Annotated in this window: 16 protein-coding genes; 4 read left to right on the forward strand and 12 right to left on the reverse strand. The window is 68.8% G+C overall.

From position 1 onward, the window contains the following. Positions 1 to 18 precede the first annotated feature (18 nt). From ABE422_RS08290 to pilG, 6 genes are all read right to left on the reverse strand, one after another. Complete coding sequence (locus ABE422_RS08290) at positions 19 to 1362, reverse strand: chemotaxis protein CheB (RefSeq protein WP_346482786.1); 1344 nt, start codon at positions 1360 to 1362, stop codon at positions 19 to 21. Continuing rightward, positions 1328 to 8044 (reverse strand): Hpt domain-containing protein, encoded by a 6717-nt coding sequence (locus ABE422_RS08295; protein WP_346482787.1) that lies wholly within the window; start codon positions 8042 to 8044, stop codon positions 1328 to 1330. The genes ABE422_RS08290 and ABE422_RS08295 overlap by 35 nt, the downstream gene beginning before the upstream one ends. A gap of 94 nt (positions 8045 to 8138) precedes the next feature. Next, positions 8139 to 10175: a methyl-accepting chemotaxis protein gene (locus ABE422_RS08300; protein WP_313210486.1), complete on the reverse strand. Its 2037-nt coding sequence runs from the start codon at positions 10173 to 10175 to the stop codon at positions 8139 to 8141. A gap of 43 nt (positions 10176 to 10218) precedes the next feature. Next, positions 10219 to 10749 carry a chemotaxis protein CheW gene (locus tag ABE422_RS08305; RefSeq protein WP_088432919.1) on the reverse strand — a complete coding sequence of 177 codons (531 nt, stop codon included), beginning with the start codon at positions 10747 to 10749 and terminating at the stop codon, positions 10219 to 10221. Continuing rightward, complete coding sequence (locus ABE422_RS08310; protein ID WP_123730426.1) at positions 10749 to 11111, reverse strand: response regulator; 363 nt, start codon at positions 11109 to 11111, stop codon at positions 10749 to 10751. The genes ABE422_RS08305 and ABE422_RS08310 overlap by 1 nt, the downstream gene beginning before the upstream one ends. 18 nt (positions 11112 to 11129) lie before the next feature. Further along, positions 11130 to 11531 carry a twitching motility response regulator PilG gene (gene pilG / locus ABE422_RS08315; RefSeq protein WP_121039045.1) on the reverse strand — a complete coding sequence of 134 codons (402 nt, stop codon included), beginning with the start codon at positions 11529 to 11531 and terminating at the stop codon, positions 11130 to 11132. Between the two features lie 257 nt (positions 11532 to 11788). Between pilG and gshB the strand changes: the two genes are divergently transcribed. After that, entirely contained in the window at positions 11789 to 12739 is a 951-nt protein-coding gene (gshB, locus tag ABE422_RS08320; RefSeq protein ID WP_121039048.1) for a glutathione synthase, read from the forward strand. After that, on the forward strand, positions 12736 to 13623 hold the full coding sequence (locus ABE422_RS08325; RefSeq protein ID WP_313219737.1) for an energy transducer TonB: 888 nt from the start codon (positions 12736 to 12738) through the stop codon (positions 13621 to 13623). Before gshB ends, ABE422_RS08325 begins: the two co-directional genes overlap by 4 nt. A gap of 28 nt (positions 13624 to 13651) precedes the next feature. Here the strand turns inward: ABE422_RS08325 and tsaB are convergent, their stop codons facing one another. From tsaB to mrcB, 4 genes are all read right to left on the reverse strand, one after another. Then, on the reverse strand, positions 13652 to 14359 hold the full coding sequence (gene tsaB / locus ABE422_RS08330; protein WP_346463263.1) for a tRNA (adenosine(37)-N6)-threonylcarbamoyltransferase complex dimerization subunit type 1 TsaB: 708 nt from the start codon (positions 14357 to 14359) through the stop codon (positions 13652 to 13654). Positions 14360 to 14364: 5 nt separating this feature from the next. Further along, a complete protein-coding gene (locus ABE422_RS08335; protein ID WP_346482788.1) occupies positions 14365 to 16422 on the reverse strand; it encodes an ATP-dependent DNA helicase in 2058 nt (685 codons plus the stop codon). Positions 16423 to 16492: 70 nt separating this feature from the next. Next, positions 16493 to 17020 carry a hypothetical protein gene (locus ABE422_RS08340; protein ID WP_123730421.1) on the reverse strand — a complete coding sequence of 176 codons (528 nt, stop codon included), beginning with the start codon at positions 17018 to 17020 and terminating at the stop codon, positions 16493 to 16495. Positions 17021 to 17035: 15 nt separating this feature from the next. Further along, a complete protein-coding gene (gene mrcB, locus ABE422_RS08345) occupies positions 17036 to 19474 on the reverse strand; it encodes a penicillin-binding protein 1B (protein ID WP_313219735.1) in 2439 nt (812 codons plus the stop codon). A 96-nt stretch (positions 19475 to 19570) separates the two neighbouring features. Here mrcB and ABE422_RS08350 point away from each other — a divergent pair, with 96 nt between their 5' ends. Beyond that, positions 19571 to 21670, forward strand: a complete 2100-nt coding sequence (locus ABE422_RS08350) for a glycosyltransferase (RefSeq protein WP_346482789.1) — start codon at positions 19571 to 19573, stop codon at positions 21668 to 21670. Here ABE422_RS08350 and ABE422_RS08355 read toward each other — a convergent pair. Together ABE422_RS08355 and ABE422_RS08360 are read right to left on the reverse strand one after the other, a co-directional pair. Continuing rightward, a complete protein-coding gene (locus ABE422_RS08355; RefSeq protein WP_346482790.1) occupies positions 21667 to 23229 on the reverse strand; it encodes a hypothetical protein in 1563 nt (520 codons plus the stop codon). The genes ABE422_RS08350 and ABE422_RS08355 overlap by 4 nt on opposite strands. Before the next feature lie 29 nt (positions 23230 to 23258). Next, entirely contained in the window at positions 23259 to 25412 is a 2154-nt protein-coding gene (locus ABE422_RS08360) for a bifunctional (p)ppGpp synthetase/guanosine-3',5'-bis(diphosphate) 3'-pyrophosphohydrolase (RefSeq protein ID WP_346463258.1), read from the reverse strand. Between the two features lie 132 nt (positions 25413 to 25544). Between ABE422_RS08360 and ABE422_RS08365 the strand changes: the two genes are divergently transcribed. Then, positions 25545 to 26057, forward strand: coding sequence for a hypothetical protein (locus ABE422_RS08365; protein WP_313210466.1), 513 nt, complete (start codon positions 25545 to 25547; stop codon positions 26055 to 26057). Positions 26058 to 26079 lie beyond the last annotated feature (22 nt).

Genomic DNA, 26079 nt, shown 5'->3' on the forward strand with positions numbered 1-26079 from the left:
AAGGTGCGTCGGCGCCACTCAGGCGTCCACGCCCCAGCGTGCGGCGATGGTGGCGGCCAACTGCGGCGGTTCCCCGGCGTCCTGCCCGGCAGCAACCACCGCACTGGCCGCGGTCGGGTCATAGCAGCCTTCGCCGATCTGACCGGCCACCCAGGCACCGGCGGCGGCCAGAGCGAGCACGGCGTCCACCTGGGCGGCGTCCGCCCCGCTGAGCAGGACCACGCCGCTGTGCGCGGCCGGCAATGCCTCGATCTGGATGCCGGCGGTGTCGGCGATGAACTGCAGGCTGCCCTGCCGCAGGGCGATGCCGATGTCGTCGGGCAGGATGTAGGCCTGGCCGGCTTCAACGGGCTGGGCGTCCTCGGCCAGCAGCACCGGCAGTGCGGACACCCGTGCCATCTGCTTGACCAGATTGCCGTAGCGGCCGCCGTCCAGGCGCATATGTACCAGGACGGCAGTGTTCAGCGATTCGGGCAGCGCGGCCAGCAGGCGGCGCAGCGCATCCGGCCCGCCGATGCCGGCCAGGACCAGCACCGCGCCCGCGCAGCCACCGGCGGAACCGGCCTCGGGTTCGAGCTCGACCAGTGACAGACGTTCGATGTCGAAGCGCTCCGGTGCCGGCGCCGTGTCGCTGATCGACGGGGGCGCCGCGACAGCACCGTCATCGTCCACCAGCGACCACCGGCGGTGATCGCCGATCGATACGGCAGCGGCCGCGGCGGGTGGTGCCGAGGCCGGAATCGTTGGAATCGCTGGTGCGATCGGCTCGGGCGCCACCGGCTGCAGCGCCGCCAGCGCCTCTTCCAGCGACACCGGCTCGTGCAACTCCGCCGGCGCCTGGTACAGGCCATCGGCCGGCACCTCGGCGGCCGCATCCTCGGCTTCGCGCAGATGGAACGCCAGCGGTGCGTCGGCATGCAGCTGCGCCGGGGTGACCGGCAGACCCGGTTCGGGCTGCAGCTGCTGGTCCTGTTCCGAACCCGGCGGCAGCACGTCCTGATGGCCGTGCAGCTTGGCCACCAGATGCCGTGCCCAGCGCTGCGCTTCCCAGCCGTCGCGGCGTGCAGCCAGCTCGGCTTCGTCGAAGATCAGGGTCAATGACGGCGAACCCAGCACCGGATCCAACCGCTCCAGGGCGTCTTCGATTGCCGGTTCCAGCGCGATCAGGACCGCACCGGGATCGGCATCACGCAGGACCTGCAGGTCGAGCGTGTTGGGGTCGTCCTCCAGCACCACGCGGGCGCCGGCATGGTCGAGCGCTTCGCGCAGGCGGTCGCGTGCCGGGCCGGAACGGGCCAGCAGGGCCACCGTCAACAGGGGATGGGCATCACTCGCGTGCACGGGCGATCCCCAGCAGGTCATACACGTTGCGCATCAGATCCAGTTCCTGGTACGGCTTGCCCAGGTAGCGCTGGACACCGAGTTCAAAGGCGCGTTGACGGTGCTTGTCGCCGCTGCGCGAGGTGATCATCACGATCGGCACACCCTGGTAGCGCGGGTCGGCGCGCATGACGCTGGCCAGCTCGTAACCGTCCATGCGCGGCATTTCGATATCCAGCAGCATCAGGTCGGGCACGCGCTCATCCAGGCGCTCCAGAGCTTCGATACCGTCACGGGCGACCGTGACCTCGAAGTTGTGGCGCTCCAGGATGCGGCCGGTGACCTTGCGCATGGTCAGCGAATCGTCGACCACCATCACCAGGGGTACATCGCGATCACTGACCTTGGCTGCGGCGGTGATCGGCTTGTGCGGGTTGGCCAGGTAGCGGCGCACCAGCGGAGCCACGTCCAGGATCACCACCACGCGGCCATCGCCGGTGATCGTCGCACCGTAGATGCCCGGCACCGAAGCGATCTGCAGGCCGACCGGCTTGACCACGATTTCGCGGTTGCCCAGCACCTGGTCGATCGCCACGGCCACGCGCAGGTCGCCAGCGCGGACCAGCAGCAGCGGCACCTGGGCCTGGCCTTCGGCGCGGGCCTGGGCCTGGCCGATCAGCGTCCCCAGATCATGCAACGCGAATTCTTCGCCACCGTAGTGGTAGCCGCCGTTGGCGGTTTCAAAGCGCTCGCGCGAGATCCGGCCGATACCACTGACCGAGGCCACCGGCACGGCAAAGGTGGTCTCGCCGATCTGCACGAACACCGCCTGGGTGACCGCCAACGTCTGCGGCAGGCGCAGGGTGAAGGTAACGCCCTGGCCGCTGACCGAGTGGATGTCCACCGAACCACCCAGCTGGCGCACTTCGTTGTGGACCACGTCCATGCCCACGCCACGGCCGGCCAGCTGGCTGACCTGGTCGGCGGTGCTGAAGCCGGGCGAGAAGATCATCGCATCCAGTTCGGCATCGCCGAGCACGGCATCGGCGGCGATCAGGCCACGCTGTTCGGCGCGGCGACGGATCGCCTCGCGGTCCAGCCCGGCGCCATCGTCGGCCACTTCCAGCACGATTTCCGAGCCTTCGCGTCGCAGGCGGATGGCGATTTCGCCCTCCTCCGGCTTGCCCGCGGCCCGGCGCTGTTCCGGGGTTTCCAGGCCATGCGCCACCGAGTTGCGCAGCATGTGTTCCAACGGCGCGACCATGCGGTCGAGCACGTTGCGATCCAGTTCGCCGTGGGTCCCTTCGAGGGTGACGTGAACCTGCTTGCCGGTGTCCTGGCCGGCCTGGCGCACGACCCGGCGCAGGCGTGGCACGAGACCATCGAACGGCACCATGCGCGCGCGCATCAGGCCGTCCTGCAGCTCCGAACTGACGCGCGACTGCTGTTGCAGCAGCACGTCGTACTGGCGCGACAGATCGTCCAGCACGCCCTGCAGACCGCCCAAGTCAGCCGCGGACTCGTTCAGCGCGCGGCTGAGCTGCTGCAGCGTGGAGAAGCGGTCCAGTTCCAGCGGGTCGAATTTGTGATCGGCCTGGTCCTGCTCACGCTGATAGCGCGCCACGATCTGCGCTTCGGTTTCCAGATCAAGGCGGCGCAGCTGATCGCGCAGACGGGCATTGGTACGGTCCAGTTCGCCCATGGCGCCCCGGAAGGCACCGAGCTGCTGCTCCAGACGCGAACGGTAGATCGCTACTTCACCGGCGTGGTTGACCAGGCGGTCGAGCAGATCGGCGCGCACGCGCACCTGTTCCTGCTGCGGCCGCGGCAGACCATCTTCCTCGCTGACGGTTTCCAGCGGGACCGGTGCCGACAGCGGCGCCGCCACGAGCGCGGCGATGGCGGCCTCGACCTTGGCATCGCCGGACGCAAGCGGCGGCTCGGTGGTCTCGATCTGTTCCGGCTCGACACGGCCCTGGGTACGCTGCTCGAACGCGGCGATCAGGTCGTCGGGCATCGCCACGGTGCGGTGCTGCCCGGTCCGGGTCAGCAGCTGGTGCAGGCGATCAAACCCGCGCTCCAGCAGATGCACGTCGCTGCGGTCGATATCGGTGCGGTTGGCCGCGACGGCTTCCAGCAGCGATTCAATGCCGTGGCCAAGATCGCCGATCGGATTGATCCCGGCCATGCGCGCGCCCCCCTTGAGGGTATGCAGGTCGCGCTGCAGGCCGGCGATCACGTCGCGGTCCTGGGGCGCGGCACGCAGTTCGCTGATCAGGCCATCGCAGTGGTCGAGCAGGTCCTTGCCCTCTTCCACGAAGATATCGACCAGCTCCTGGTCGAGCAGGGTGAAATCGAGCGCATCGCCCGGCGCGAGGTCGTCGCTGTCGGTGGCGTCCACGGGGCGGACATCATCGGCTTCCGGGGCGGTCGTGAAGGTTGCAGCGGGTGCGTCCTCCAGTTCGAAGAAGCGCGCCGGGGTGGCCGCGTCGGCGGAGACATCGGGCGCCGTGGCCTCGATCGCCTCGGCGAACGCATCGGCTTCGCCGGTGTTCTCATCCGTGGCGTCCAGACCGAGCACGCCGGTATCGGAGGCATCCGGCGCATCGACGACGGTCAAACCGTCATCCACCGCCTGCTGGGCGTCCACCACCTCGCCAAAGGCCGGCGGCGGCGCCAGGACCTCATCCAGCGCGTGCGCATCTTCCTCGCTGTCCGGATCGGTGTCGCTCCCGCTGTCGTTGGCCGCGTCATCGACGGCGACCGCATAGTCGCTGTCCTGCTCAACGGCATGGGCATGGGCATCGACATCAGCGGCCGGACCGTCGGCGACGTCCACGGTCGCCGCTTCCACGCCGGACCGGGTGTCGGTCGCGGTGTCTGCGACGCCTTCGGCTTCGGCCCTGGCGTCCGTGTCCGTGTCCGTATCCGTGTTGGAGGCGGAGGCGGTTTCAGCGCCGACGTCGACCGGACGTTCCGGCGTGACCGGCTCGGCGAAATGATCGAAGTAACGTGAGAGATCCTCGGCCGAGGTCAGCTCGACGGCTTCCAGGCCTGCATGCACAGACGCCAGATCCGCGTCGGCCGCGACGTCCGGCGACGCCAACGCATCTGCTTGGCGCGCGGTGTCCGGCAGCTCGGCATCAAAATAGGCGGACAGGTCGTCCGTGCCCGTCAGTTCCATGGCCATGAGGGCATCGTCGTCGGCCACAGCGACCGCGCGACCGGGCTCGATCACGCTCAGGCCATCGGCATCGATCCCGGCCTGCTGCTCGTCGGTAACCGTAGCGTCGTGCGCATCTGCTGCTTCGACGACGTCGTATGCCTCAACGGCCTCGACTGCTTCAACTGCTTCAACTGCTTCAACTGCTTCAACTGCTTCAACCGCTTCAACCGCTTCAACCGCTTCAACCGTATCCGCGTCTGCTGCCCTGCCCTCGACTGTATCCACGTCGATGGCAGCCGCTTCCACGGCATCTGCAGCCGTCGCTTCGTTGAATGCTCCCGCATCTGCCGCTTCAGTCGCCTCGGCGTACGGTTCGTCGTCCACAAGGTCCAGATCGTCCTCGACCAGTGCCGGCCAGCGCGCTTCCGGCAACGTATCGGCCAGGGCAACCAGGCGGGCCGCCAACGCGTTCTGCACGGGCACCCGCGGCGCCTCGTCCTGCAGTGCCGCCATGGTGGTGGTGATCGCGATGCAGGTCTCGGCCAGCGCGTCCATACCTGCCGCGCTGGGCAGTACATCGGCGGCCAGGGAACGCTTGATGTAGCTTTCCGCCGCACCGGTGACCGCCGTGATCTCCGGCACGTCGGTCATGGCGAAGGCGCCGTTCATGGTGTGCACGGCGCGCAGCAGCCCGTCGGTCACTGGCTGCGGTGCATCGGTGGCAGCATCCAGCCACGCCTGCAGCGTGGCCTGATGGACCTCGACCTCGGCTTCCAGGATCTCGCGCAGCACACTGTCGATATTGGCCGGTGTGCTCTCGATCATCGGCGCAGCGTCAGTCGTCCCACTGTCCACGGCCATCGCCACGGGCGCTGCAGCCGCACGCTGCAGCGGCACATGGAAGGTCTCCTCACCCGCGGCCACACGATCGGCGATGGCCTGCATGGCCTGCAGATCGGCGGTGACACGGCTGCCATCGCGCAGCGCGGCGTTGAGCTGCGGCAGCACCTCGTAGGCCTGGCCGACCAGGGCGACCACGGCCGGCGAGGCCGGACGGCTGCCGTCGAGCACGCGGTTGAGCATGCCCTCGATCTTCCAGCTGAACTCGCCCAAGGTACGCGCACCGACCAGCCGGCCACTGCCCTTGAGGGTATGGAACACGCGGCGGATCGGGCGCAGGCGGTCCAGGTTGTCCGGCGCGATGCGCCAGGCCGGGAGCAGGTTGCCCAGGTTCACCAGTTCTTCGTCGAACTCTTCGATGAAGACCTCGCGGATGTCCTGGTCGATGTTCTCGCCATCGTCCTCGAAGCCGGCCTCGATGCTGGTGTCGTCGGCGGCCACGGCCACTGCCGGGCTTGCCGGTGCAGACGCGGCCGGCACGGTACCGGTGTCGGCGCCTTCCGGGCGGAACTGCGCGGCGGCGGCGTCCAGTTCGGCCAGGAAGCGGGTGGATGCGTCGTCCAGTTCGATACGGCGGATGACCGCATCCTGCACGGCGGGCGGCGGCAGCGCGGCATCTGCCGCGGCCTGCGGCACCGTGTCGGCGCCATCGATGAACGCCTCGATCGGCTCGGCGACACCGTCGTCCGCCGAGGCCACCGGAATCTCCTGCAGGAACGTCGGCAGGGCCTCCACATCCACCGCGCGCTGCGCGAACGGGCTGGACGCGGCCGTCTGCGCGGCAACGCTATCGGTGTCGCTGTCGCTGTCATCGATCTGAAGCGACACCACGTCGTCGGCGTTGCGCAGGTCCTCATCGAAGGTGAATTCGATCGGCTCGTCGCTCAGCTCCAGCATCTCGTGCTCGGCGGCCACCGGATCGAACCCGGCGCCCGTGGCCACGAAGGCCGGCATCTCCAGCGACACGTCGGAAACCTCGGGCGCACGCTCCGGCGTCGCCACATCCACCTCATCGTGCGCAGCATCGGCGTGCACGGAGGGCAGCGGCGCGACGTCCCACCCGGCGCCGGCCGGCACGTCGGCAATGACCGGATCGAAATGGGCAAACGTAGGCAGTTCGTCCACATCGTCATGGCTGGCCAGCGTCCACTGCGGCGCATCGGCGGCGACCGGGGCGGTGGAGGCGTCGAACACCAGCGCCACGGGTGCCATGGGCAGGGGGGCGGTGATCGCCGGCGGCGGATCGAAGGTGAAGTCCGGCAGCGGCGGCGGCAGGTTGGCCGGGCGCGGGATGTCAGCGGTGACGCCGAGCTGGATCGGCTCGGGTGCAGGCGTGTCCCACGGGGTGAGCTCGATGGGTTCGGCCGCGACCGGCAACGACTCCGGTCCGGTATCGGGGGTCGGCTGGTTGGCAGCCGGCAGCGGCCAGTAACGCAGGGTTTCCAGGCTGCTGCGGGTGATGTCCAGAATGTCATCGCGGCCCGGGCGACGTTCGCGCAGGGCCTCGAGGTAATACTCCAGGCTGGCCATGGCGTCGGCCAGGGTGTCCAGCTGGCGCCCGCTGGGCACGCGCTGCTTGCCGAGCAGTTCAACGGCGATGTACTGGCGCACGCCCTGCAGGTAATCGGCCGGAACCGACAGATCCAGCATGCGCAGGGCACCGGCGACCTCGCCGAGCAGGCGCGGTACTTCCTGCAGCTGCTGGTGGTTCCAGTTGGTTTCGATGAAGGCGACGAAATGCTCGCGCGCCGCAGCGAAGTTGGCGATGGCTTCATGCGCCAGCACCTCCACTGTGCGCCGGTTCTCCACCGCGCTCGGATCGTCCTCGCCGCTGCCGCCGGCGCCCAGATGGGCGACCTGGTCATCCAGCGAGGCATCCACGTAAAGCAGCGCGCCGGCGATATCCAGCAGCAGCGTTTCATCGATCTGCTGCACGCCCTCGACCACTTCGCGCAGCGCATCGCGCTGCTGTACGACCACGCCGCGGGCGACGCCCAGGCCCATCATGCCCAGCGTATCGGCCACCGCGCCCAGCTCGTTGACCTGGGTCTGCAGCTGCACCGGCTCGCCACCGGTACGCAGGTGCAGGTCCAGCGCATCCTTGATGCGCAGCAGTTCTTCCTTGACCGCGTTGCCGACCGTATCGAGCAGTTCGCGGTTGCGCCCGCTCAGGCTGCCGCGCGCGTGATCCAGCTCGGCTTCGGTGGCGCTCGCGCTGTCCGGCGCGAAGGCGAACAGCACGCTCTCGTTGATGCCCGGGGCGGCGCGGGCCGACCGGATGTCATTGAGCAGCGGCAGCAGCACGATCGGAATATCGCGGTGACCGTTCTGCAGGCGCTCCAGGTAATCGGGCAGCAGTACGCTGCCACGCATCAACGTGGCGCAGGCCTCATCACGGTCGGGCACCTCACCGGCACCGATCGCATTGGCCAACTGCTCCAGCTCCTCGGCCACCATCGCCGGGGCATACAGCTCGACCATCCGCAGGGTGCCCTGCACCTGGTGCAGGTAGCCGGCGCAGAAGCGCATCCGACTGCCATCGGCAGGGTCTTCCACGTAGTACTCGACCTCGTTGCGCACCTGGCGCAGGGTCTCGTCCAGCTCCGGCTTGACCCAGCCCAGCGCAGCGTGGCTCATGGCATCGCGCAGCGTGCTCATGCCAGGTCTCCCGGCAGCTCGGCGCACATGGCGTGCGGTGATTTCTCGCGATGCATCATCTGCTTGTTCCTTCCCTCTCCGCCCTGCCCGCGGCTCACGCCGGCAGCTTGAAGTCGGCGACCGAGCGGCGCAGGTCGGCCGCCAGCTGTGCCAGGTGGCCGATCGACTCGGCGGTCTGTCCCGCGCCCTGCGAGGTCTGGCCGGTAATCTGACGGATCACGCCCATGGTGCGGGTGATGTCCGATGCCGCGGCCGACTGCTGCTGGGCAGCGATCGAGATGTTCTTGATGAGGTTGTTCAACGCGTTGGAGACGCGCTCGATTTCGGTCAGCGCGGTACCGGCGTCTTCGGCCAGGCGTGCACCGGAGACCACTTCGGCGGTGGTCTGCTCCATCGAGCTGACCGCCTCGTTGGTATCGGCCTGAATGGCCTGCACCAGGTTTTCGATCCGTCGGGTCGCACCGGAGGTGCGCTCTGCCAGCCGCTGCACTTCGTCGGCCACCACCGCGAAACCGCGACCGGCCTCACCGGCCGAAGCCGCCTGCACCGCGGCGTTCAACGCCAGAATGTTGGTCTGCTCGGAAATGTCGTTGATCAGTTCCACGATCGAGCCGATTTCCTGCGAGGACTCGCCCAGGCGCTTGATGCGCTTGGAGGTTTCCTGGATCTGGTCGCGGATCTGGTCCATGCCCTGGATCGTTTCACGCACCACGCCGGCACCTTCGGCGGCGATGATCACCGAGCGCTGCGCCACGTCGGCCGACTCGGCCGAGTTGCGCGACACCTGCTCGATGCTCGAGGCGATTTCGCCGATGCGGTCGGAGGCCGAGGTGATCTGGTTGGCCTGGTGGCCGGCCGCTTCGGCCAGCTGCATCGCGGTAGCCTGGGTTTCCTGGGTCGACACGGCGACCTTGGCCGAGGTGTCGTTGATCGTGGTCACCAGGTGGCGCAGCTCATCCACGGCGTAGTTGATGGCGTCGGCGATGGCGCCGGTCATGTCCTCGGTCACCGAGGCCTTCACCGTCAGGTCGCCTTCACCCAGCGAGCTGATTTCGTCCAGCAGCCGCATGATGGCCTGCTGGTTGCGGCTGTTGTATTCCACCTGGGTCTGGTACCGCAGTTCCTGTTCACGCGAGCGGCTGCGCACCGTGCTGCCGACGAAGCCGATGATGGCGATCAGCGACAACGCACCCGACGCCACGCCCAGCCAGAAGTTGGGGAACAGGCGGGTATCGCGCAGCGAGCCGAACGAAGAGAAGGCTTCGAACAGCTTCTTGCTGTCGCGCAGCATGTCTGCCGAACCGCCGGTGAGGGCCGCGGCCGAGGACTGCGCGGCGAACAGCTGGCGCGAGCTGGCCAGGATGGCGTCGGCATCCTGCTTCATGGTGTCCCACTGCTTCTGCGACTGCTCCAGCGCGGCCAGCGCCGGACCGTTGCGGACCGCGGCAATGCCCAGTTCCTCGTTGCCGTTGCGCAGCGCATCGAGCACCTGGGTGAAGACCACCGAGTCGCGGGCGAGCGCGTCGCCCGCGGCAGCCGCATTGGCACCACCGGCGCGCATTTCTGTCACACGGCGGGCCATCGAGCCGACCACCACGACCTGCTGCAGGGCGTTGTAGACCTGCGAGGACGGCGCGCCACTGGCCGACATCGCGCGGACCACTTCGTTCAGCTGTGCCTGCAGGGCGGGCACGCCGTTGACGAAGTTGTTCGCGTTGCCGGCCAGGGCCAGCACGGCCGGTTCGCTGGCGACCAGCTGGCCGGCGCTCTTGCCGAGCGGCTCCCAGGTCTGGATCAGCGTGTTCAGCGGCCCGGCGACATTGGTCTCGGTGCCGTAGCGGCCCTGCAGCCCACTGACGGTACTTTCGATGTCGCTCTTGGTCAGCTTGAACGCGGTGAACGCCTGCGCGTTGCCCGAGACCGCCTCACGGCCCTGGTTGGCCAGCTGCTGCGAGAGCACCTGCAGGTTCGCCGCATCGGTGCTCGCACTGGCCAGGCGACTGCCCTGCCAGGTCGCCACGCCGGTGTTGACGCCGAACACGATCATCGACACGGCCAGCAGGCCGAGCCAGAAATTGGTGCCCACCGAGCCGAGCTTGCCGGCCTTGGCGGATTCCGAAGCAGTACTCATCGTTCAACCTCGATCTTCAATGCGGAGAGACAGGCGCCTGCGGTCAGGCCGCGGCCTGCCTGAATTCGGGGGTACGCGACAGCAGCGACAGCGAGAACACGCCCCAGTCATGGCCATCGCCGTGGAACGCACGGTCGATGAAGTGCGCATAGCGGCCGGTGGCCAGATCGCCGGCGACGATGTCCTGGTCCAGCTCGAAGCTGCGCTGGCCGAACAGTTCATCGATGGTCAATGCCACGTCGCCGCCGGCCTGGCGCATGATCAGCACGCGCTGACCCTCCTGCTGCACGGTGCGCTCGCCTTCCAGGAAGAACTTCAGGTCCACCACCGGGAACAGGTTGCCGCGCAGGTTTCCCACGCCCAGCAGCCACGGCTGTGCGCCGGGCACCGGGGTGATCGGCGGCATCGGGACGATTTCCACCACTTCGCGGAAATCCGAGACCAGCCGGCGCTTGCCCACGCGATAGCCGACGCCTCGCCACAGGTCCTGCGAGAACTGCCGCTCGGGCAGCTGCACCGCATGGGCCAGGCTGCGTCGCTCGTAGGCCTGGAGGATGTCGAAAGGAGAACGCATCAGACCACCAACTGGTTGATCCGCGCGATCAGTTCCTCCTCGCGCGGCGGCTTGACGATGTAGTCGGCCGCCCCCTGGCGCAGCCCCCATGCCTTGTCGGTTTCCATCGCCTTGGTGCTCACGATGACCACCGGAATGTGCTTGATGGCCGCGTCGCGCGCCATCGCACGGGTCGCCTGGAAGCCACTCATGCCCGGCAGGACCACGTCCATCAGCACCAGCTGCGGCGACTGCTCGCGCACGAGCTTGAGCCCGTCCTCGGCGTTGTCCGCTTCCAGGACTTCATGACCGGCCTTGGTCAACCACTGCGTGAACACCGCACGGTCGGTCGGTGAATCCTCGATCAGTACGATTCGAGCCATTGTGCCTTTCCCCCCTGGTCAGGCGTTGACGTATGTGCGGATGGCACCCAGCAGTTCTTCACGCGTGAATGGCTTGGTCAGGTACTGCTCCGAGCCGACGATGCGGCCGCGCGCCTTGTCGAACAGGCCGTCCTTGGAGGACAGCATGATCACCGGCGTGGACTTGAACAGCTGGTTGCCCTTGATCAGCGCACAGGTCTGATACCCGTCCAGCCGCGGCATCATGATGTCCACGAAGATGATCTGCGGCTGTTGATCGGCGATCTTGGCCAATGCCTCGAACCCATCGGTCGCGGTCACCACTTCGCAGCCTTCCCGCTTCAGCAGGGTTTCCGCGGTTCTGCGGATGGTCTTCGAATCATCGATGACCATCACGCGCAGCCCTGCGAGTTCCCCACCCGCAGCCATGTATTCAGTCATTACCTTTCCCCAAGCGCGCGACGCTTGCCTGATCCCCGGCGTCGCTGCGAAAGCGTATCTATATCCCAATACCGGCGCGCGCTTCAAGCACACCCACCGCGGCCCCGGTGCCAGCGGCCCGGCGAGCGCCCGGCCCGGGCCGTTTGCGCAAACCCGGGGCGGCGCCCACCCGGCCGGACACTGCGTTCCGCGCCCCCGGGCAGGCATTGCGGACCCATTGTCGCTACCATCATCGGCCTGCCCGCCAGGTTGCGACCATGCCGTTGAATGTCATCGTGGTGATGGACCCCATCGCCCATATCAAGATTGCCAAGGACACCACCTTCGCGATGCTGCTGGAAGCCCAGCGCCGCGGCCATGCCCTGCACTACGTCAGCCCCGGCGGGCTGGCCCTGCGCGACGGCCAGGCCATCGCCCGCACCGCCCCGCTGCAGGTGCGCGAGGACAAGAACGACTGGTTCACCCTGGGCGAGTTCAGCCAGACCGTGTTCGGCCCCGGCCAGGTGGTGCTGATGCGCAAGGACCCGCCGGTGGATGCCGAATTCATCTACGACACCCACGTACTCAGCGTCGCCCAGCAGGCCGGTGCGATGGTGGTCAACGACCCCCAGGGCCTGCGCGACTACAACGAGAAGCTGGCCGCCCTGCTGTTCCCGCAGTGCTGCCCGCCGACCCTGGTCAGTCGCCGCAATGCGGACCTGAAGGCCTTCGTGCTCGAACATGGCCAGGCGGTGCTCAAGCCGCTGGACGGCATGGGCGGGCGCTCGATCTTCCGCAGCGGCACCGGTGATCCCAACCTCAACGTGATCCTGGAAACCCTGACCGATGGCGAGCGCACGCTGGCCCTGGCGCAGAAGTTCATCCCGGACATCACCGCTGGCGACAAGCGCATCCTGCTGGTCGATGGCGAGCCGGTGGACTACTGCCTGGCGCGGATTCCGCAGGGCGATGAGTTCCGCGGCAACCTGGCCGCCGGTGGCCGTGGCGAAGGCCGCCCGCTGAGCGAACGCGACCGCTGGATCGCCGCCCAGGTCGGACCGGAGATGAAGCGGCGCGGCATGCGCTTCGTCGGCCTGGATGTGATCGGCGATTACCTCACCGAAGTGAACGTCACCAGCCCGACCTGCGTGCGCGAGCTCGACGCCCAGTTCGGACTGAACATCGCCGGCACTCTGTTCGATGCGATCGAGGCCAGCCTGCCGCGATGAGCGCCAGCGTCGTCCCGGCCCCGACGTGGCAGGCGCGCGAATCCCAGCGGCTGGGCGCGACCCTGACGCTGTCCGTGCTCGTGCACGCGTTGCTGCTGCTGGGGGTCGGCTTCGCGGTCAGTGACAGCGCGCCGCTGGTGCCCACGCTGGATGTGATCTTCAGCCAGACCCAGACCCCACTGACACCCAAGCAGGCCGATTTCCTGGCCCAGGCCAATCAGCAGGGCGGTGGCGACCACGACAAGGCCCAGCGCCCGCGCGACAACCAGGCCGGAATCGTGCCCCAGGCGCAGGCCGGGCTGTCACCGGTCCCGCAGCAGCGCCAGGAGGCGGCCAGCGTGCCGCCCCCGCAGACCCGCGTGGTCAACAGCCGCAATGGCGCCGACACCATCGCCGAGGCGCAGCCACAGCCGCTGCCCGAGCACCCCCGCCCGGATGCACCGATGACGGCCCGCGAGCAGCGCGATGTGGAGATGGCGCGGTTGGCCGCCGAAGTGCATCTGCGCTCGGCCCAGTACGCCAAACGCCCGAACCGCAAGTTCGTCTCGGCCAGTACCCGCGAATACGCCTATGCCAATTATCTGCGCGCGTGGGTCGATCGCGCCGAGCGCGTCGGCAACCTGAACTACCCCGATGAGGCGCGCGCCCGCCGGCTCGGTGGCCAGGTGGTGATCACCGTCGGTGTGCGCCGCGATGGCACCGTCGAAAGTGCCCGCATACTGCAGTCCAGCGGCACGCCGTTGCTGGATGAAACCGCGCTGCGCGTGATCACGCTTGCCCAGCCGTTCCCGCCGCTGCCCAAGACCGAGGATGCGATCGACATCCTGCAGGTGACCCGCACCTGGGTGTTCCTGCCCGGCGGCGAGCTGCGCGACGACCGCTGAGGGGGCGATAGCCGACCAACGGTCGGCTCTACCGGGCGGCCTTGGCCGCCCGCGCCGCCTGCTGTTCCACCAGGGTCAGCGCCACGTTGTTGCGCAGATAGGCCGGCTCCACCAGCTCCGGTGCCATGCCCTCGCCGCGCTCGAACGCCGGTACCGCCAGCGCCAGCACATCCGCCGCGCGCGGCAATGCCAGCGCATCCACGCCGGTCAGTTGATCGGCCAACCGCGTCGCCAGCACGCCGTCGGCCGCGCCGAAGCCAGTCCCCACGCCGAACCAGCGCGTGCCCTCAGGCAACACCACCTGCCCCGGCGCGCACACGCTCTCCTCGCCCTGCAGCTGCCACTGCCCGTCCACGCGGATGTGGCGTGCGGCATAGACCTCGCCCATGCGTGCGTCGATGCTGGCCAGTACATGATCGGCTTCGGCCGGCGCGCGCAGCGCCAGCGCCTGCAGGGTGGAGACCGCGATCAACGGGCGGTCCAGCGCCAGGGCGATCCCCTGGGCGATGGCGATCGCAAGCCGCACGCCGGTGAACGCGCCCGGCCCCCGCCCCAATGCGATCGCATCCAGCTGCGAACGGGCCACCCCCGCCTCGGCCAGCAGCGCCTCGGCCCAGGGCAGGCTGAGTTCAGCGTGGCGGCGTGGGGCGATCTCGAAGCGCTCAGTGACCTGCCCATCCACGTACAGGGCAACGGAACAGGCTTCGGTGGCGGTTTCAAAGGCGAGCAGCTTCATGGCGGTCAGAACAGGGAAGTGGGGAAGTCATCGGTGGACGGCAGACGTTGCACGGGCTGCGGTGAAGCAGGCGCGGCGACGGGTGCGGGGTCAGCGAGGGACCATTGTGGCGCAAAGAAGGCCTGTACATCGGTCAGCGAACGGGTACGTCGGAACGGCGGCAGTGAATCCAGGAAAATCCGGCCATAGCTGCGGCTGAGCAGGCGCGGATCGCACAGCACCAGTACACCGCGATCGGTCTCGCTGCGGATCAGGCGGCCCACGCCCTGTTTGAGCGCGATCACGGCCTGCGGCAGCTGCTCATCGCGGAACGGGTTGCCACCGTCGCGGCGGATCGCATCCAGCCGCGCTTCGAACACCGGGTCATCCGGGGCGGCGAACGGCAGCTTGTCGATCACCACCACGCTCAGTGCATCGCCGACCACGTCCACGCCCTCGCGGAAACTGGCCGAGCCCAGCAGGACGCCGTTGCCCGATTCACGGAAGCGCTGCAGCAGGGTCGCGCGCGGCGCCTCGCCCTGCACGAACAGCGGCCACGGTGCATCGCGCAGGGCCTCGGCCGCTTCGCGCAGTGCGCGGTGCGAAGCGAACAACAGGAACGCACGGCCGTGCGAGGCCTCCAGCACCGGCGTCAGCGCGCGGATCAACGCGGTGCCGAAGCCGCGCGCGGCCGGATCGGGCAGATCGGTCGGCAGATAGCACAGCGCCTGCTGGGCCCAGTCGAAGGGGCTGGGCTGCAGCAGGCTGACCGGATCATCCAGGCCCAGCCGCTGGGAAATATGCTCGAAACCCCCGTCCACGGTCAGCGTCGCCGACGTAAACACCCAGGCCGCCATCGAGCGCTGCCGATGCTCGCGCAGCGGACCGGACACATCCATCGGCGTGCGCTGGCAGCGGAAACCGCGCGGCGTCAGTTCATACCAGAGCACCTCCGCTGGCGGCGGCGCCTCATCCGGGTCGGTATCGAAATCCAGCATCGGCGCATCGTCGCCCAGCCAGCGCGACAACCGCGAGACCGCTTCCATGGCGCGCGCATGACAGGCGTCCAGGCCGGGCGACGCCTCGCGCACCCCGGCCAGCGCATCACGCAGCTGCACCAGCGTACTCATCGCCGCATCGAAGCCATCGCGCACCTGCGGCACGGTCAGCGCGCGCCACTGGGTGCCGCGCGGCGGCAGGCCATCCATCGCCACGCGCAGATCGCGCAGGGTCTGCTCCAGCGCGGCCGCGGGCTCCTGCAGGGCCGCCTGCGCACCGGCCACGCTGCGGCTCTCGGCCAGGCAGTCGCGTACGAGCTCCTGCCACGGGCGCATGCCGAAGCCTTCGCCGAAGAAGTTGGCCGCCAGTTCCGGCAACTGGTGCGCCTCGTCGATCACGAACGCCTGCGCGCCCGGCAGGATCTCGCCGAAGCCCTCCTGCTTGAGCGCCAGATCGGCCAGCAGCAGGTGGTGGTTGACCACCACCACGTCGGCCGCCTGCGCCCGCTGCCGTGCCTGCACGACGAAGCAGTCATCCCAGAAGGGGCATTCGGTGCCCAGGCAGTTATCGACGGTGGAGGTCACCATCGGGTACAGCGGCGAATCCTCCGGCAAGGCCTCCAGCTCGGCCATGTCGCCGTACTTCGTGCGTCCGGCCCAGGCCAGGATGCGCTGGAACTGCGCGACCTGCTCAGGGGAACTGAAACGGGGTTCGCCCCGGGCCTGCTGCAGCCGATAGCGGCACAGATAATTGGCGCGCCCCTTCAGCAGCGCACTGCTGTGGCCCACACCGAGCGCGGCCCGCACGCGCGGCAGATCGCGGTGATACAGCTGATCCTGCAGCGCGCGGGTACCGGTGGAGATGATGGTCTTCAGCCCGGACAGCAGCGCGGGCACCAGGTACGCATAGGTCTTGCCGGTGCCGGTGCCGGCCTCGGCCAGCAGCACGTCGCGCTGGTCGAACGCTTCGGCGATCGCCGCGGTCAGGCGCAGCTGGGCCGGGCGCGGAACGAAGGCATCGAGCTGGCTGGCGAGCGCACCGCCCTCACTGAGGGCATCGCGGCTGGCGTGGGCAAGTTGGGACATGACGCCATGATAAAGGGTGCCGACCGATGCCCGGCGCTACGCCGTCACGCATCCGACTGCATCGCCCACATCAGTAACGCATGATCCCCGGCACCGTGCAGCCGTCCAGCTGTGCATGCGCCGAGGCCGCGTTTTCTTTTTCACCGCGGGCCAGACGCGCCTGCTCGATCGTCGCCCAATGGCGACGGCATAGCGGGCCGGTCTTGGAACCGAGTTCAACCGACTTGCGGGCGAAGGTTTCCGCTGCTGCCCAGTCGCCCTGCAACAGGGCGATCTCGGCCCGGTCCTGCAGCACCGACGGGTCCGAGGCCATGATCGCCAGCGCCTGATCCAGCGCCGCCGCAGCGCCGGTCAGGTCGTTGGCCTGGCGACGGGCATGCGCGGCCTGGCGCAGGTCTTCCACCTCGCTGTCGCGCAGCGGCTGCACGGCCAGCTCTTTGTCGTCATTGCCCGCAGCGGCATCCACGGCGGCCAGGCGCTGGGCCGGCGTGGTGGTGTCGACCGGCGCCTTCACCACCGGCGGCGGAGTGACGCAGGCCGCCAGCGCGAGGCACAGCGTGGCAAGCGACGCGGAACGGATCAGGAAACGGGTGGTCATGCAGGCAGGCCTCGATCAGGGTTGACGCGCGGGGGTGGCGGCCGGTGCATTCTGCGCCGGTTCGGGGGCGGGCTCCGGCTTTTTCTCCAGGCCGAACCAGCTGCGCCAGCCACCGCCTTCACTCTGTTCGCCGCCCTCGCCTTCCGGCAAGGCGCTCGGCGCGGTGCACGGTACATAGGCCGGGGTGTAGCCGACCACGAACGGGAAGCGACGCGCGCCCGGGCAGGCTTCATCGGTGGTGGCCGTGCCGCTGGCCTCCACGTACTGCCAGTCCAGGCCCTTGTTGCTGACCTTCAGCGGCGAACTGGGCAGGCGCTGGAAAATGCCCGACCAGACCCGCATCGACCCGGTCGCGCCATATAGCCCGGCCTGTTCGTTCTGGTCATTGCCCATCCAGATCACGGCCAGATGGTCACCGGTGTAGCCGGCGTACCAGCTGTCGCGGCCGTCGTTGGTGGTGCCGGTCTTGCCCGCCGGCTGCAGGCGGCCCAGGCCATCGGCGTTGAGGCGCTGCGCGGTACCGCTGGCCACGACCTGCTGCAGACCGATGCTGATCAGGTTGGCGGCAATCGAGTCACCTTCCTGCGCCGGCGCCGGGGTCTTGTCGTAGCGCTTCATCAACTTGCCCTGCGGATCGAGCACGCCACGCACCGCGTGCAGCGGCTGGATCTCGCCCCCGGAGGCCAGGAACTGATACAGCTGGGCCATCGCATACGGGCTTTGATCCGTGGAGCCCAGGATCACCGCGGGATTGGGCTCGGCCTTGATGCCGGCCAGGACGTGGATCAACTGCGTGACCCGCTCGGGGCCGACCTGCATGCCTACCCGGACCGTGGCCTGGTTGTAGGAATGGGCCAGCGCATCGATCAGGCGGACCGTGCCGTGGCTGCGGTTGTCCGCGTTGCCGGGCGACCACTGCTTGCCTCGGCTGAGCTGCACCGTCACCGGCGAATCATCGACCCAGCTGGACAGCGAGTAGCGGTCCGGCTGCGCCAGCGCCAACAGATACACGAACGGCTTGAGCAGCGAGCCGACCGGGCGCTGCGCCTCGATGGCCCGGTTGAAGCCCGGTTCGGACACGTCACGGCTGCCGACCACGGCCAGCACATCACCGTTGTGCACGTCGGTCAGCACCAGGCCAGCCTGCAACGCGGGACGGCGCTTGCTTTCCAGTGATTTGATCGTCTTGGTGACCGCACCCTCGGCATAGGCCTGCGCCGAGGGCGCCATGCCGGTCATCACGCTCAGGCCGGCGCCCTGCAGCACCGACTCGGGGTAATCGTGGCCGAGCTGGCGACGGACCAGATCGACATAGGCCGGGAAACGGTTGGCCGCGATCAGGCCCGGGGTCTTGGGTACGCCCAGCGGCGCATCGACCGCACGCTTGTACTCGGCATCGTCGATCAGGTTGGCGTCGCGCAGCTTGCCCAGCACGAAGTTGCGGCGATCCAGCGCGCGCTCGGGATTGCGGCGCGGATCGTAATAGGACGGGCCCTTGACCAGGCCGATCAGCAACGCGACGTGCTCGGTGTTGAGCGAGGCCAGATCACGCCCGAACCAGAACTCCGCACCCGAGGACATGCCGTGGATGGCCTGGCTGCCACGCTGGCCCAGGTAGACCTGGTTGAGGTAGGCCTCCAGGATGGTGCGCTTGTCGTAGCGCGCTTCCATGATCAGCGCGTACAGCACCTCATTGAACTTGCGGGTGACGGTCTGCTCTTTGCCGATCCCGAGCAGGCCGCTTCGGGCCAGCTGCTGGGTCAGGGTCGAGGCGCCCTGGCGGCTCTGGCCACCAGAACGCACGGTCACCCAGATCGCACGGGCGATGCCGCTCAGGTCGATGCCGTGGTGCCGGTTGAAGTCCTTGTCCTCCACCGCCTGCAGGCCGGTGACCAGCAGCTCGGGGGTCTCTTCGATCCGTACCAGCCGGCGCTCTTCCTGCTTCTGGCCATACAGCGTGGCGATACGGGCCGGATCCAGGCGCGCGGCCTTCAGCGCCTTGCGGGTGTCGGGGTCACGCAGCGAAGCGATCGACCCGCCGGACAGGCTCAGCTCGACGCGGCGCGGGGCGACCCGGCCATCGACGTCGTTGTAGCCACGGCTGGAGATGACAAAACGCCCCCCCTCCTGCGTATACGTGGCCGGTGATTTGCCGATCCCGTCATCGCGGTAGGCCGAGGCCGCCAGCTCGGTCTTGAGCGTGGCCGCATCCATCGCCACGCCGGGCGCCAGCGGCAACGGCCGCGCATAGACGCGCGTGGGAATCTGCCAGCGCAGCTCACCGAAGCGCTGGGTGACCTGTTGGTTCAGGTACACCGTATAGGGGATCAGGAAGCCCAGCCCCAGCGCGACAGCCGCCATGCTCCAGGTGATCAACCGGCGCCGCCACAGCGGGGCGCGGCTTTCGGTGTCGTCGAACTCGTCGATGTCGTCGGAATCGTAGCGTCGGGGCACGGGGATGCGAGAATATGGATTCCGGCGAGTCTAACGCAGCCACTGCGAGCGGCGCGTTCTCCCGGGTTCCCCCGCTTAAGCTGGAGTTGCAACGGGATGTCGATGTCCTTGGCCGATGCTCGCTATTTCCTGAACCGCATGCTCGGCCTGTTCCGTCGCAGTCTGGCCAGTCTGCGCACCCGGGGCTGGCGCGCCACCTGGCAGCGCATCCGGGTCCACACCCAAGCCGTGCCAGCGCCCCGCGGGGCGCCCCTGTACCTGCCGGAGGCCACAGCGTTCGCGCCGTTCACCGTCCCCGCCAGCGAGCGCCCGGTGGTCAGCATCATCATTCCGGTCTACAACCACGCTGCGCACACCTTGGCCTGCCTGCGGGCACTGGCCGCGCATCCGCCGCAGGTCGCCTGCGAGATCCTGGTGGTGGACGACGGCAGCAGCGACGAGACGATCACCTGGATGCCGCAGATCCGCGGCCTGCGCCATGAAGTGCGCGCGAGCAACGGCGGCTTCATCGAGGCCTGCAACGATGGCGTCGCGCGTTCGCGTGGCCAGTACGTGGTGCTGCTCAACAATGACACGGTGCCGCAGCCGGGCTGGCTGGATGCCCTGCTCGCCACCTTCGCCCGGGTGCCACGCGCCGGCCTGGTCGGTTCACAGCTGCTCTACCCCGACGGCCGCCTGCAGGAGTCGGGCGGGGTGATCTTCCAGGATGGCAGCGGCTGGAGCTACGGCCGTTTCGAATCGCCCGAAGATCCGCGCTACAGCGCGCTGCGCGATGCCGACTACTGCTCCGGCGCCGCGCTGATGATCCCGCGCGCCCTGTGGGAGGAGATCGGGGGTTTCGACCTGCGCTACAAGCCGGCGTATTACGAAGACACCGACCTGGCCTTCGCCGTGCGCGCCAGCGGCCACCGCGTACTGGTGCAACCGGCCAGCCGCGTGGTGCATGACGAGGGCACCAGCAACGGCACCGATACCGGCAGCGGAATCAAGGCCTACCAGGTCCGCAACCGCGGCGTGTTCGCGGCGAAGTGGGCTGGCGCACTGCAGGCGCAGCCCGCCGTCGGCAGCGTTCCCTCGCCAGCCCTGCTGCACCGTGCCCAGCGCCAGGTCCTGATCCTGGATGAAGAAGTGCCGCAGCCGGACCGCGACTCGGCCTCGCTACGCCAGTACAACCTGATCCGCATGCTGCTCGAAGCCGGGGTCCACGTGGTGTTCGTGCCGACCCGGCGCGAGCACGGCGGCACCGCCACCGAGGCGCTGCAGGCGCTTGGCGTGGAGGTCTGGTACGCCCCCTACCTGGACGGTGTGGCGCCGTGGCTGCGCGCCAACGGCGCCCGCTTCGATGTGGTGATGATGGTCCGCTACCACGTCGCCCACGAGTGCCTGCCGCTGCTGCGCAGCTGTGCGCCCCAAGCGCGCACCGTCTTCGATACCGTCGACCTGCACTACCTGCGCGAACGCCGGGGTGCGGAGATCGCCGGGGATGCCGGGCTGCTGCGCAATGCCGAGCGCACCCGCGCACGCGAGCTGGCGGTGATGGAAGAGGTTGATGTGACCGTGCTGGTCAGCGCTGCCGAGCGCGAGCAGCTGCGCGTCGATGCCCCGGGCGCGACCGTGGAACTGATCTCCAATCTGCACGAGGTTGCTGGCGCCGGCCCTGACTGGGCCGAGCGGCGCGATCTGGTGTTCGTCGGCGGCTTCCGTCATCCGCCGAACCTGGATGCCATGCAGTGGTTCATCGGTGACGTCTTCGCGCGCATCCGTGCACAGCTGCCCGACATCCGTTTCCACTGCATCGGCGCGGCCGTGCCCGACACCCTGCGCGCGCTGGCCGCGGCCCAGCCGGGCGTGGAGATCCACGGGTTCGTGCCGGACGTGGTGCCCTACATGGATGGCATCCGCATCGCCGTCGCGCCGCTGCGCTTCGGTGCCGGCGTGAAGGGCAAGGTGAATCTCAGCATGGCGCATGGGCAGCCGGTGGTCGCCACGACCTGTGGCGTGGAAGGCATGCACCTGCGCGATGGCGAAGATGTGCTGGTGGCCGATGATGCCGAGGCATTCGCGCAGGCCGTGGTGCGGCTGTACCAGGACGAGGCCCTGTGGCGCCGGCTCTCGACTGCCGGGCTGCAGAACATCGTGGATCATTTCTCGCTGGATGCGGCCCGCGCCACCGTGCAGCGGGTGTTCCTGGATTAAGTGCCCGAGCCACCGCCGGCGCTGCGCAGGCGCTCGGCGAAGGCCGGTAATTCCGGCAGGTCCGGTTGCCAGCGCCGCGCCTGCTCGAGCGCCTGCTGCGCGTAAGCGATGTCGCCCGAGCCCAGGCGCTCGCTGCCGATGGCCAGCCAGCGCTGTGCCAGCCGCCGTCGCGCGGCGGCCTGGGCGGCATCATTGGTCGACAACGTCTGCCAGGCGTCCAGACACGCCCCCGCCGCCAACACGCGGTTCTCGCGCAGGCGATCTTCGAAGCACTGCCGGCTTGCGGGCAGCAGGCGCTGCGCGGCGGCTCGCACCCGCGGGTCCTGCGGCGCGACGCCCTGGGCCTCGCGCAGGGCGTCGTAAGCACTGCGTCCGGGCGGGTCCAGGAAGTTGCCACGGCCCTCTGCCTCCTCCAGGCGCGTGAGCAGACGGCGCAGTGTGCGTTCGCGCTGCGCCCTCGGCACCGCCGGGGTCTTCAATGCCGCCTGGGAGCGTTGCGCCTGCTCGATCACATGGCGGGCCGCCTCCAGCGAACGCGTGGACGCGCCCAGCGATTGGGCCACCTGACGCGCCCGGGCTGCGTCGTCGAAGCGGAAGTTGCCGGCCAGCCGCGTCGCACGCGTGAGCTGCGCATCGGCGACCTGCAGCTGGCCCCGGCGCGCGGCAGGATCGTCGGGCAGCGCCGAAAGCACCGCTGCGAATGCATCGGCCGCAACCTCCAGCTTCTGCCGGCGCAGCGCGATCTCGCCCTCGCGCTGGCGTCGCTCCAGCGCGTTGTTCAGCGCCTCCTGGGTGGCCGGCAGATCGACATGCCCGGCATCGAAACCACGCGCGCTGCGCACCAGCGCCGCCGCCCTGGCCACGTCGCCGCGTCCGGCCGCCGTGCGCGCCTGCTGGAGGAGATCGGACAGCGCATCCTCGCGCCCCTCCAGTGCGCGCACCTGATTGGGGGACAGCGCCAGCACCTGCTGGAACAGCGGCAGCGCGCTATCGGGGCTGCCCTCGAGCCGCTGCGCCTGCAGGGCCGCTTCGGCGCGCCCAAGCAACGCCCCGATGCCCGCGCGTGCCTGGTCGTGTGCGTGCAGCTGCTGCCCCACCGCATCGGCATCGCGCTGCGGCACCTGCAGTTCGCGGGCCAGCGCAAGCGCGGCGGTCGCCGCCGGTGCATCGCCCCGGTCCAGCGCATCCCGCGCCTGCTGCAGGGCAGCCTGGCCGGTGCGTGCCAGACCGCTGCGCGCCTGCAAGCGGTCGGTGTCCAGCGCCAGCGCGGCCTGGAAGGATTCACGTGCGCCACTGCCATCTGCCGCACTCAACCGGCCCGCAGCCAGCGCGCGATCGCCCTGGTCGAGCAGCTGCTCGATCTGCGGCTCGTTCCAGAACCAGTTGGCCAGCGGCCGGCGCAACAGGGCCAGGCTGACGAACAGCAGCACGGCCACCAGCAGCGCCCAGCGCCAGATGCGCCGGGCATGGCGCGCCTGCAACCACCACCAGCGGCCTTCGCGGCGCACCCGTCGCAGTGCTTCGTGGGCGGCGTCATGCCTGTCATCGTCCCGGCTCATGGCGCGAGCCTAGCGTGGGGCACGTGAGCTCAGCCTAGACGCCGGGCTTCGCTGACGCCGGGCAGTGCATCCAGCTTGCCCAGCAGGGTCGAAAGCTGGCCGTAGTCACTGACCTTCAGGCGCAGGCGCAGATGCGCACGGCCACTGTTGCGGACGTTGTCGCTGTGGATGTCCAGCACATAGGCATCCTCCTGCGCGATCAGGTTGGTGATGTCCTTGAGCAGCCAGCGCCGGTCGACCGCGTCGACCACCACGTCCACTTCATAGCCACCGCCGGCCTGGCCCCACTCCACCGGAAGAATCCGCTGCGGGCTGGCCGCGGCCAGCCGTGCCAGCGCGGCACAGTCGGTGCGGTGCACGGTGACGCCGCGCGCACGCGTCAGATACCCGACGATCGGCTCGCCGGCCACCGGCTGGCAGCAACGCGCCAGCTGCACCAGCAGGTTGCCCACGCCCTGTACGGTGAAATCGGCACTGCGCACACTCTCGCGCCGCGCGGTCGGGCGCGGCAGTACCGGCGCCGCCGGCTGGCTGGCGGCACGTTCGGCTTCCAGCAGCGTGCGGCTGACCTGGTTCGGCCCGGTATCGCCCAACGCCACCTGGATATAGAGATCGTCGACGCTGTCGGCGTGGAACTTCTTCACCGCGATGGCCAGATCGGCGTGCTGCAGGCCGAGGCGCTTGAGTTCGCGCTCGAGCAGCTCGCGGCCGGCCTGCACGTTGCGCGCGCGGTCCAGCTTGTGGAACCACCCGCGCACCTTTTCACGCGAACGGTTGCTGGCCAGGAACCCGCTGGAGGCCAGCAGCCAGTCGCGCCGGGGATCGGCCTCCTTGCCGGTCAGGATCTCGACGCGGTCGCCGCTGCGCAGGCGGTAGGTCAGCGGCACGATGCGGCCGTTGACCTTCGCCCCCCGGCAGCGGTGCCCGACCATGGTGTGCACGTGGTAAGCAAAATCCAACGGCGTGGCACCCTGGGGCAGGTCCATCACCTCGTCCTTGGGACTGAGCGCGTAGACCCGGTCTTCGGTCAGCTCGGCATCCAGCGCACCGGCCAGTTCGCCTGCATGCCCGTCCTGGGATTGCTCCAGCAGCTGCCGCATCCAGGTGATCTTGCGGTCGAACGCCTTTTCCGCGCCCTTGCTGCCTTCCTTGTAGCGCCAATGCGCGGCCACGCCGAGCTCGGCCTGGGCGTGCATGTCGTGGGTGCGGATCTGCACTTCGATGGTGCGCCCTTCCGGGCCGACCACGGCGGTATGCAGCGAACGGTAATCGTTGGCTTTCGGGCGCGCGATGTAATCGTCGAATTCGCTCGGCACCGGCGCCCACAGTGCATGCACCACGCCCAGCGCGGCGTAGCAGGCGGCCACGTCGTCCACCATCACGCGCACGGCGCGGATGTCGTACAGCTGCTCGAAGGCCAGCCGCTTCTTCTGCATCTTCCGCCAGATGCTGTAGATGTGCTTCGGGCGGCCGCTGACCTCGGCGCGGATGCCCTGCGCCAGCAGCTCGCGCGACAGCGCCTTCTTGACGCCCTCGACATAGCGCTCGCGCGCCAAGCGCGTTTCATCCACCTCGCGCGCGATGCGGCGGTAGGTCTCCGGTTCCAGATGGCGGAACGCCAGATCCTCCAGCTCCCACTTCAACTGCCAGATGCCGAGCCGGTTGGCCAGCGGCGCATGGATGTCGCGAGTGAGCTGGGCCAGCGCGCGACGCTCTTCTTCGGGCAAGCGATCGGCACCGCGCATGCGGGCCAGCTGGCGGGCGAGCAGGATCGGCACCACGCGCAGATCGCGGATGATCGAAAGCAGCAGGCGACGCAGGCCTTCGCTGTTGCGCCCGGCCTCGCGCCCGGCGTGCAGCGCCCAGACCTGGTCGGCGGCGTCCAGGCCGTCCAGCAGGCCGACGACCACCGGCTTGAGCGCACCGATCGGCAGCGTGTCCAGACCGGCACGCAACCACGGCAGATCGAACAGCAACGTGGCCAGCAAGGCAGATTCGTCGGCCGAGAGCAATGACAGCGCATCCAGCGTGTCAGCCAGCACCGGCCAGCCCGCGCGCCGTTCCAGATCGGCCTCGGGTTGCTGCCAGCGCTGCAGCAATGCCTCGCGCAGCTCAGCCGGCAGCGAAGCCACCGAGGGTCGGTTCAACAAGCCATCCAGGCCAGGGGAGGAAGCGCGGTTCACAGCATCGTACAGACAAGACAGAGGCCACCTACACTAGCGCCGCAGCGCCCCCCCGACAATCGCCATCACCAGCATGTGCACATGCCGGGGCGCTGGCACTACACTGCGGCCATTCCTAGGAGAGACCCTGCCATGCGCTTTTCCCGTCTGCGGTTGTTGGCCTGCGCGGCCGTCATGATGAGCCTCTCGCTCCCGGCGCTGGCCCAGCGCGTGGTCGAAGGCGATCTGCAGCAGCAGATGTCGCCGGCCGAGTTCAAGGCGGCCGGGCTGGAGAAGCTCACGCCGCAGGAACTGGCCGAGCTCAACAACTGGCTGCAGGGCAAGGTGGCCGCGCTGGCGGCCGATGCCCGCGAGCAGGCCCGCGAAGAGGGTCGTCAGGAAGTCATCGTGAAAAACCACGGCTTCTTCGACTTCGGCACCAAGGAGCCGATCAAAAGCGTCTTGACCGGAGAATTCCGCGGCTTTGGCAAGGGCCAGCGTTACGCGCTCGCCAACGCCCAGGAATGGGAGCAGGTCGACGATGTCCAAGTCGGTGGTGTCCGCCGCCAGTCGCCTGAGGTCAGCATCGCTCCTGGCGTCGGCGGGGTGTGGTACATGCAGATCCAGGGCGTCAACACCCGCGCCAAGGTCCGCCGCGTCAAATAATCCGCTTCAGGCAACCCCAGTG

The sequence above is a fragment of the Stenotrophomonas sp. TWI1151 genome (genome assembly GCF_039673135.1).
In the GTDB taxonomy this organism is placed as follows: domain Bacteria; phylum Pseudomonadota; class Gammaproteobacteria; order Xanthomonadales; family Xanthomonadaceae; genus Stenotrophomonas.

Excerpts from the sequence above, each read along its gene's own strand:
- ABE422_RS08310 (WP_123730426.1), bottom strand. The coding sequence starts at position 11,111 with ATGGCTCGAATCGTACTGATCGAGGATTCACCGACCGACCGTGCGGTG.
- ABE422_RS08300 (WP_313210486.1), bottom strand. The coding sequence starts at position 10,175 with ATGAGTACTGCTTCGGAATCCGCCAAGGCCGGCAAGCTCGGCTCGGTG.
- ABE422_RS08365 (WP_313210466.1), top strand. The coding sequence starts at position 25,545 with ATGCGCTTTTCCCGTCTGCGGTTGTTGGCCTGCGCGGCCGTCATGATG.
- ABE422_RS08355 (WP_346482790.1), bottom strand. The coding sequence starts at position 23,229 with ATGAGCCGGGACGATGACAGGCATGACGCCGCCCACGAAGCACTGCGA.
- gshB (WP_121039048.1), top strand. The coding sequence starts at position 11,789 with ATGCCGTTGAATGTCATCGTGGTGATGGACCCCATCGCCCATATCAAG.
- pilG (WP_121039045.1), bottom strand. The coding sequence starts at position 11,531 with ATGACTGAATACATGGCTGCGGGTGGGGAACTCGCAGGGCTGCGCGTG.
- ABE422_RS08305 (WP_088432919.1), bottom strand. The coding sequence starts at position 10,749 with ATGCGTTCTCCTTTCGACATCCTCCAGGCCTACGAGCGACGCAGCCTG.
- ABE422_RS08350 (WP_346482789.1), top strand. The coding sequence starts at position 19,571 with ATGTCGATGTCCTTGGCCGATGCTCGCTATTTCCTGAACCGCATGCTC.
- tsaB (WP_346463263.1), bottom strand. The coding sequence starts at position 14,359 with ATGAAGCTGCTCGCCTTTGAAACCGCCACCGAAGCCTGTTCCGTTGCC.
- ABE422_RS08340 (WP_123730421.1), bottom strand. The coding sequence starts at position 17,020 with ATGACCACCCGTTTCCTGATCCGTTCCGCGTCGCTTGCCACGCTGTGC.
- ABE422_RS08290 (WP_346482786.1), bottom strand. The coding sequence starts at position 1,362 with ATGACCTGCTGGGGATCGCCCGTGCACGCGAGTGATGCCCATCCCCTG.
- ABE422_RS08335 (WP_346482788.1), bottom strand. The coding sequence starts at position 16,422 with ATGTCCCAACTTGCCCACGCCAGCCGCGATGCCCTCAGTGAGGGCGGT.
- ABE422_RS08295 (WP_346482787.1), bottom strand. The coding sequence starts at position 8,044 with ATGAGCACGCTGCGCGATGCCATGAGCCACGCTGCGCTGGGCTGGGTC.
- ABE422_RS08325 (WP_313219737.1), top strand. The coding sequence starts at position 12,736 with ATGAGCGCCAGCGTCGTCCCGGCCCCGACGTGGCAGGCGCGCGAATCC.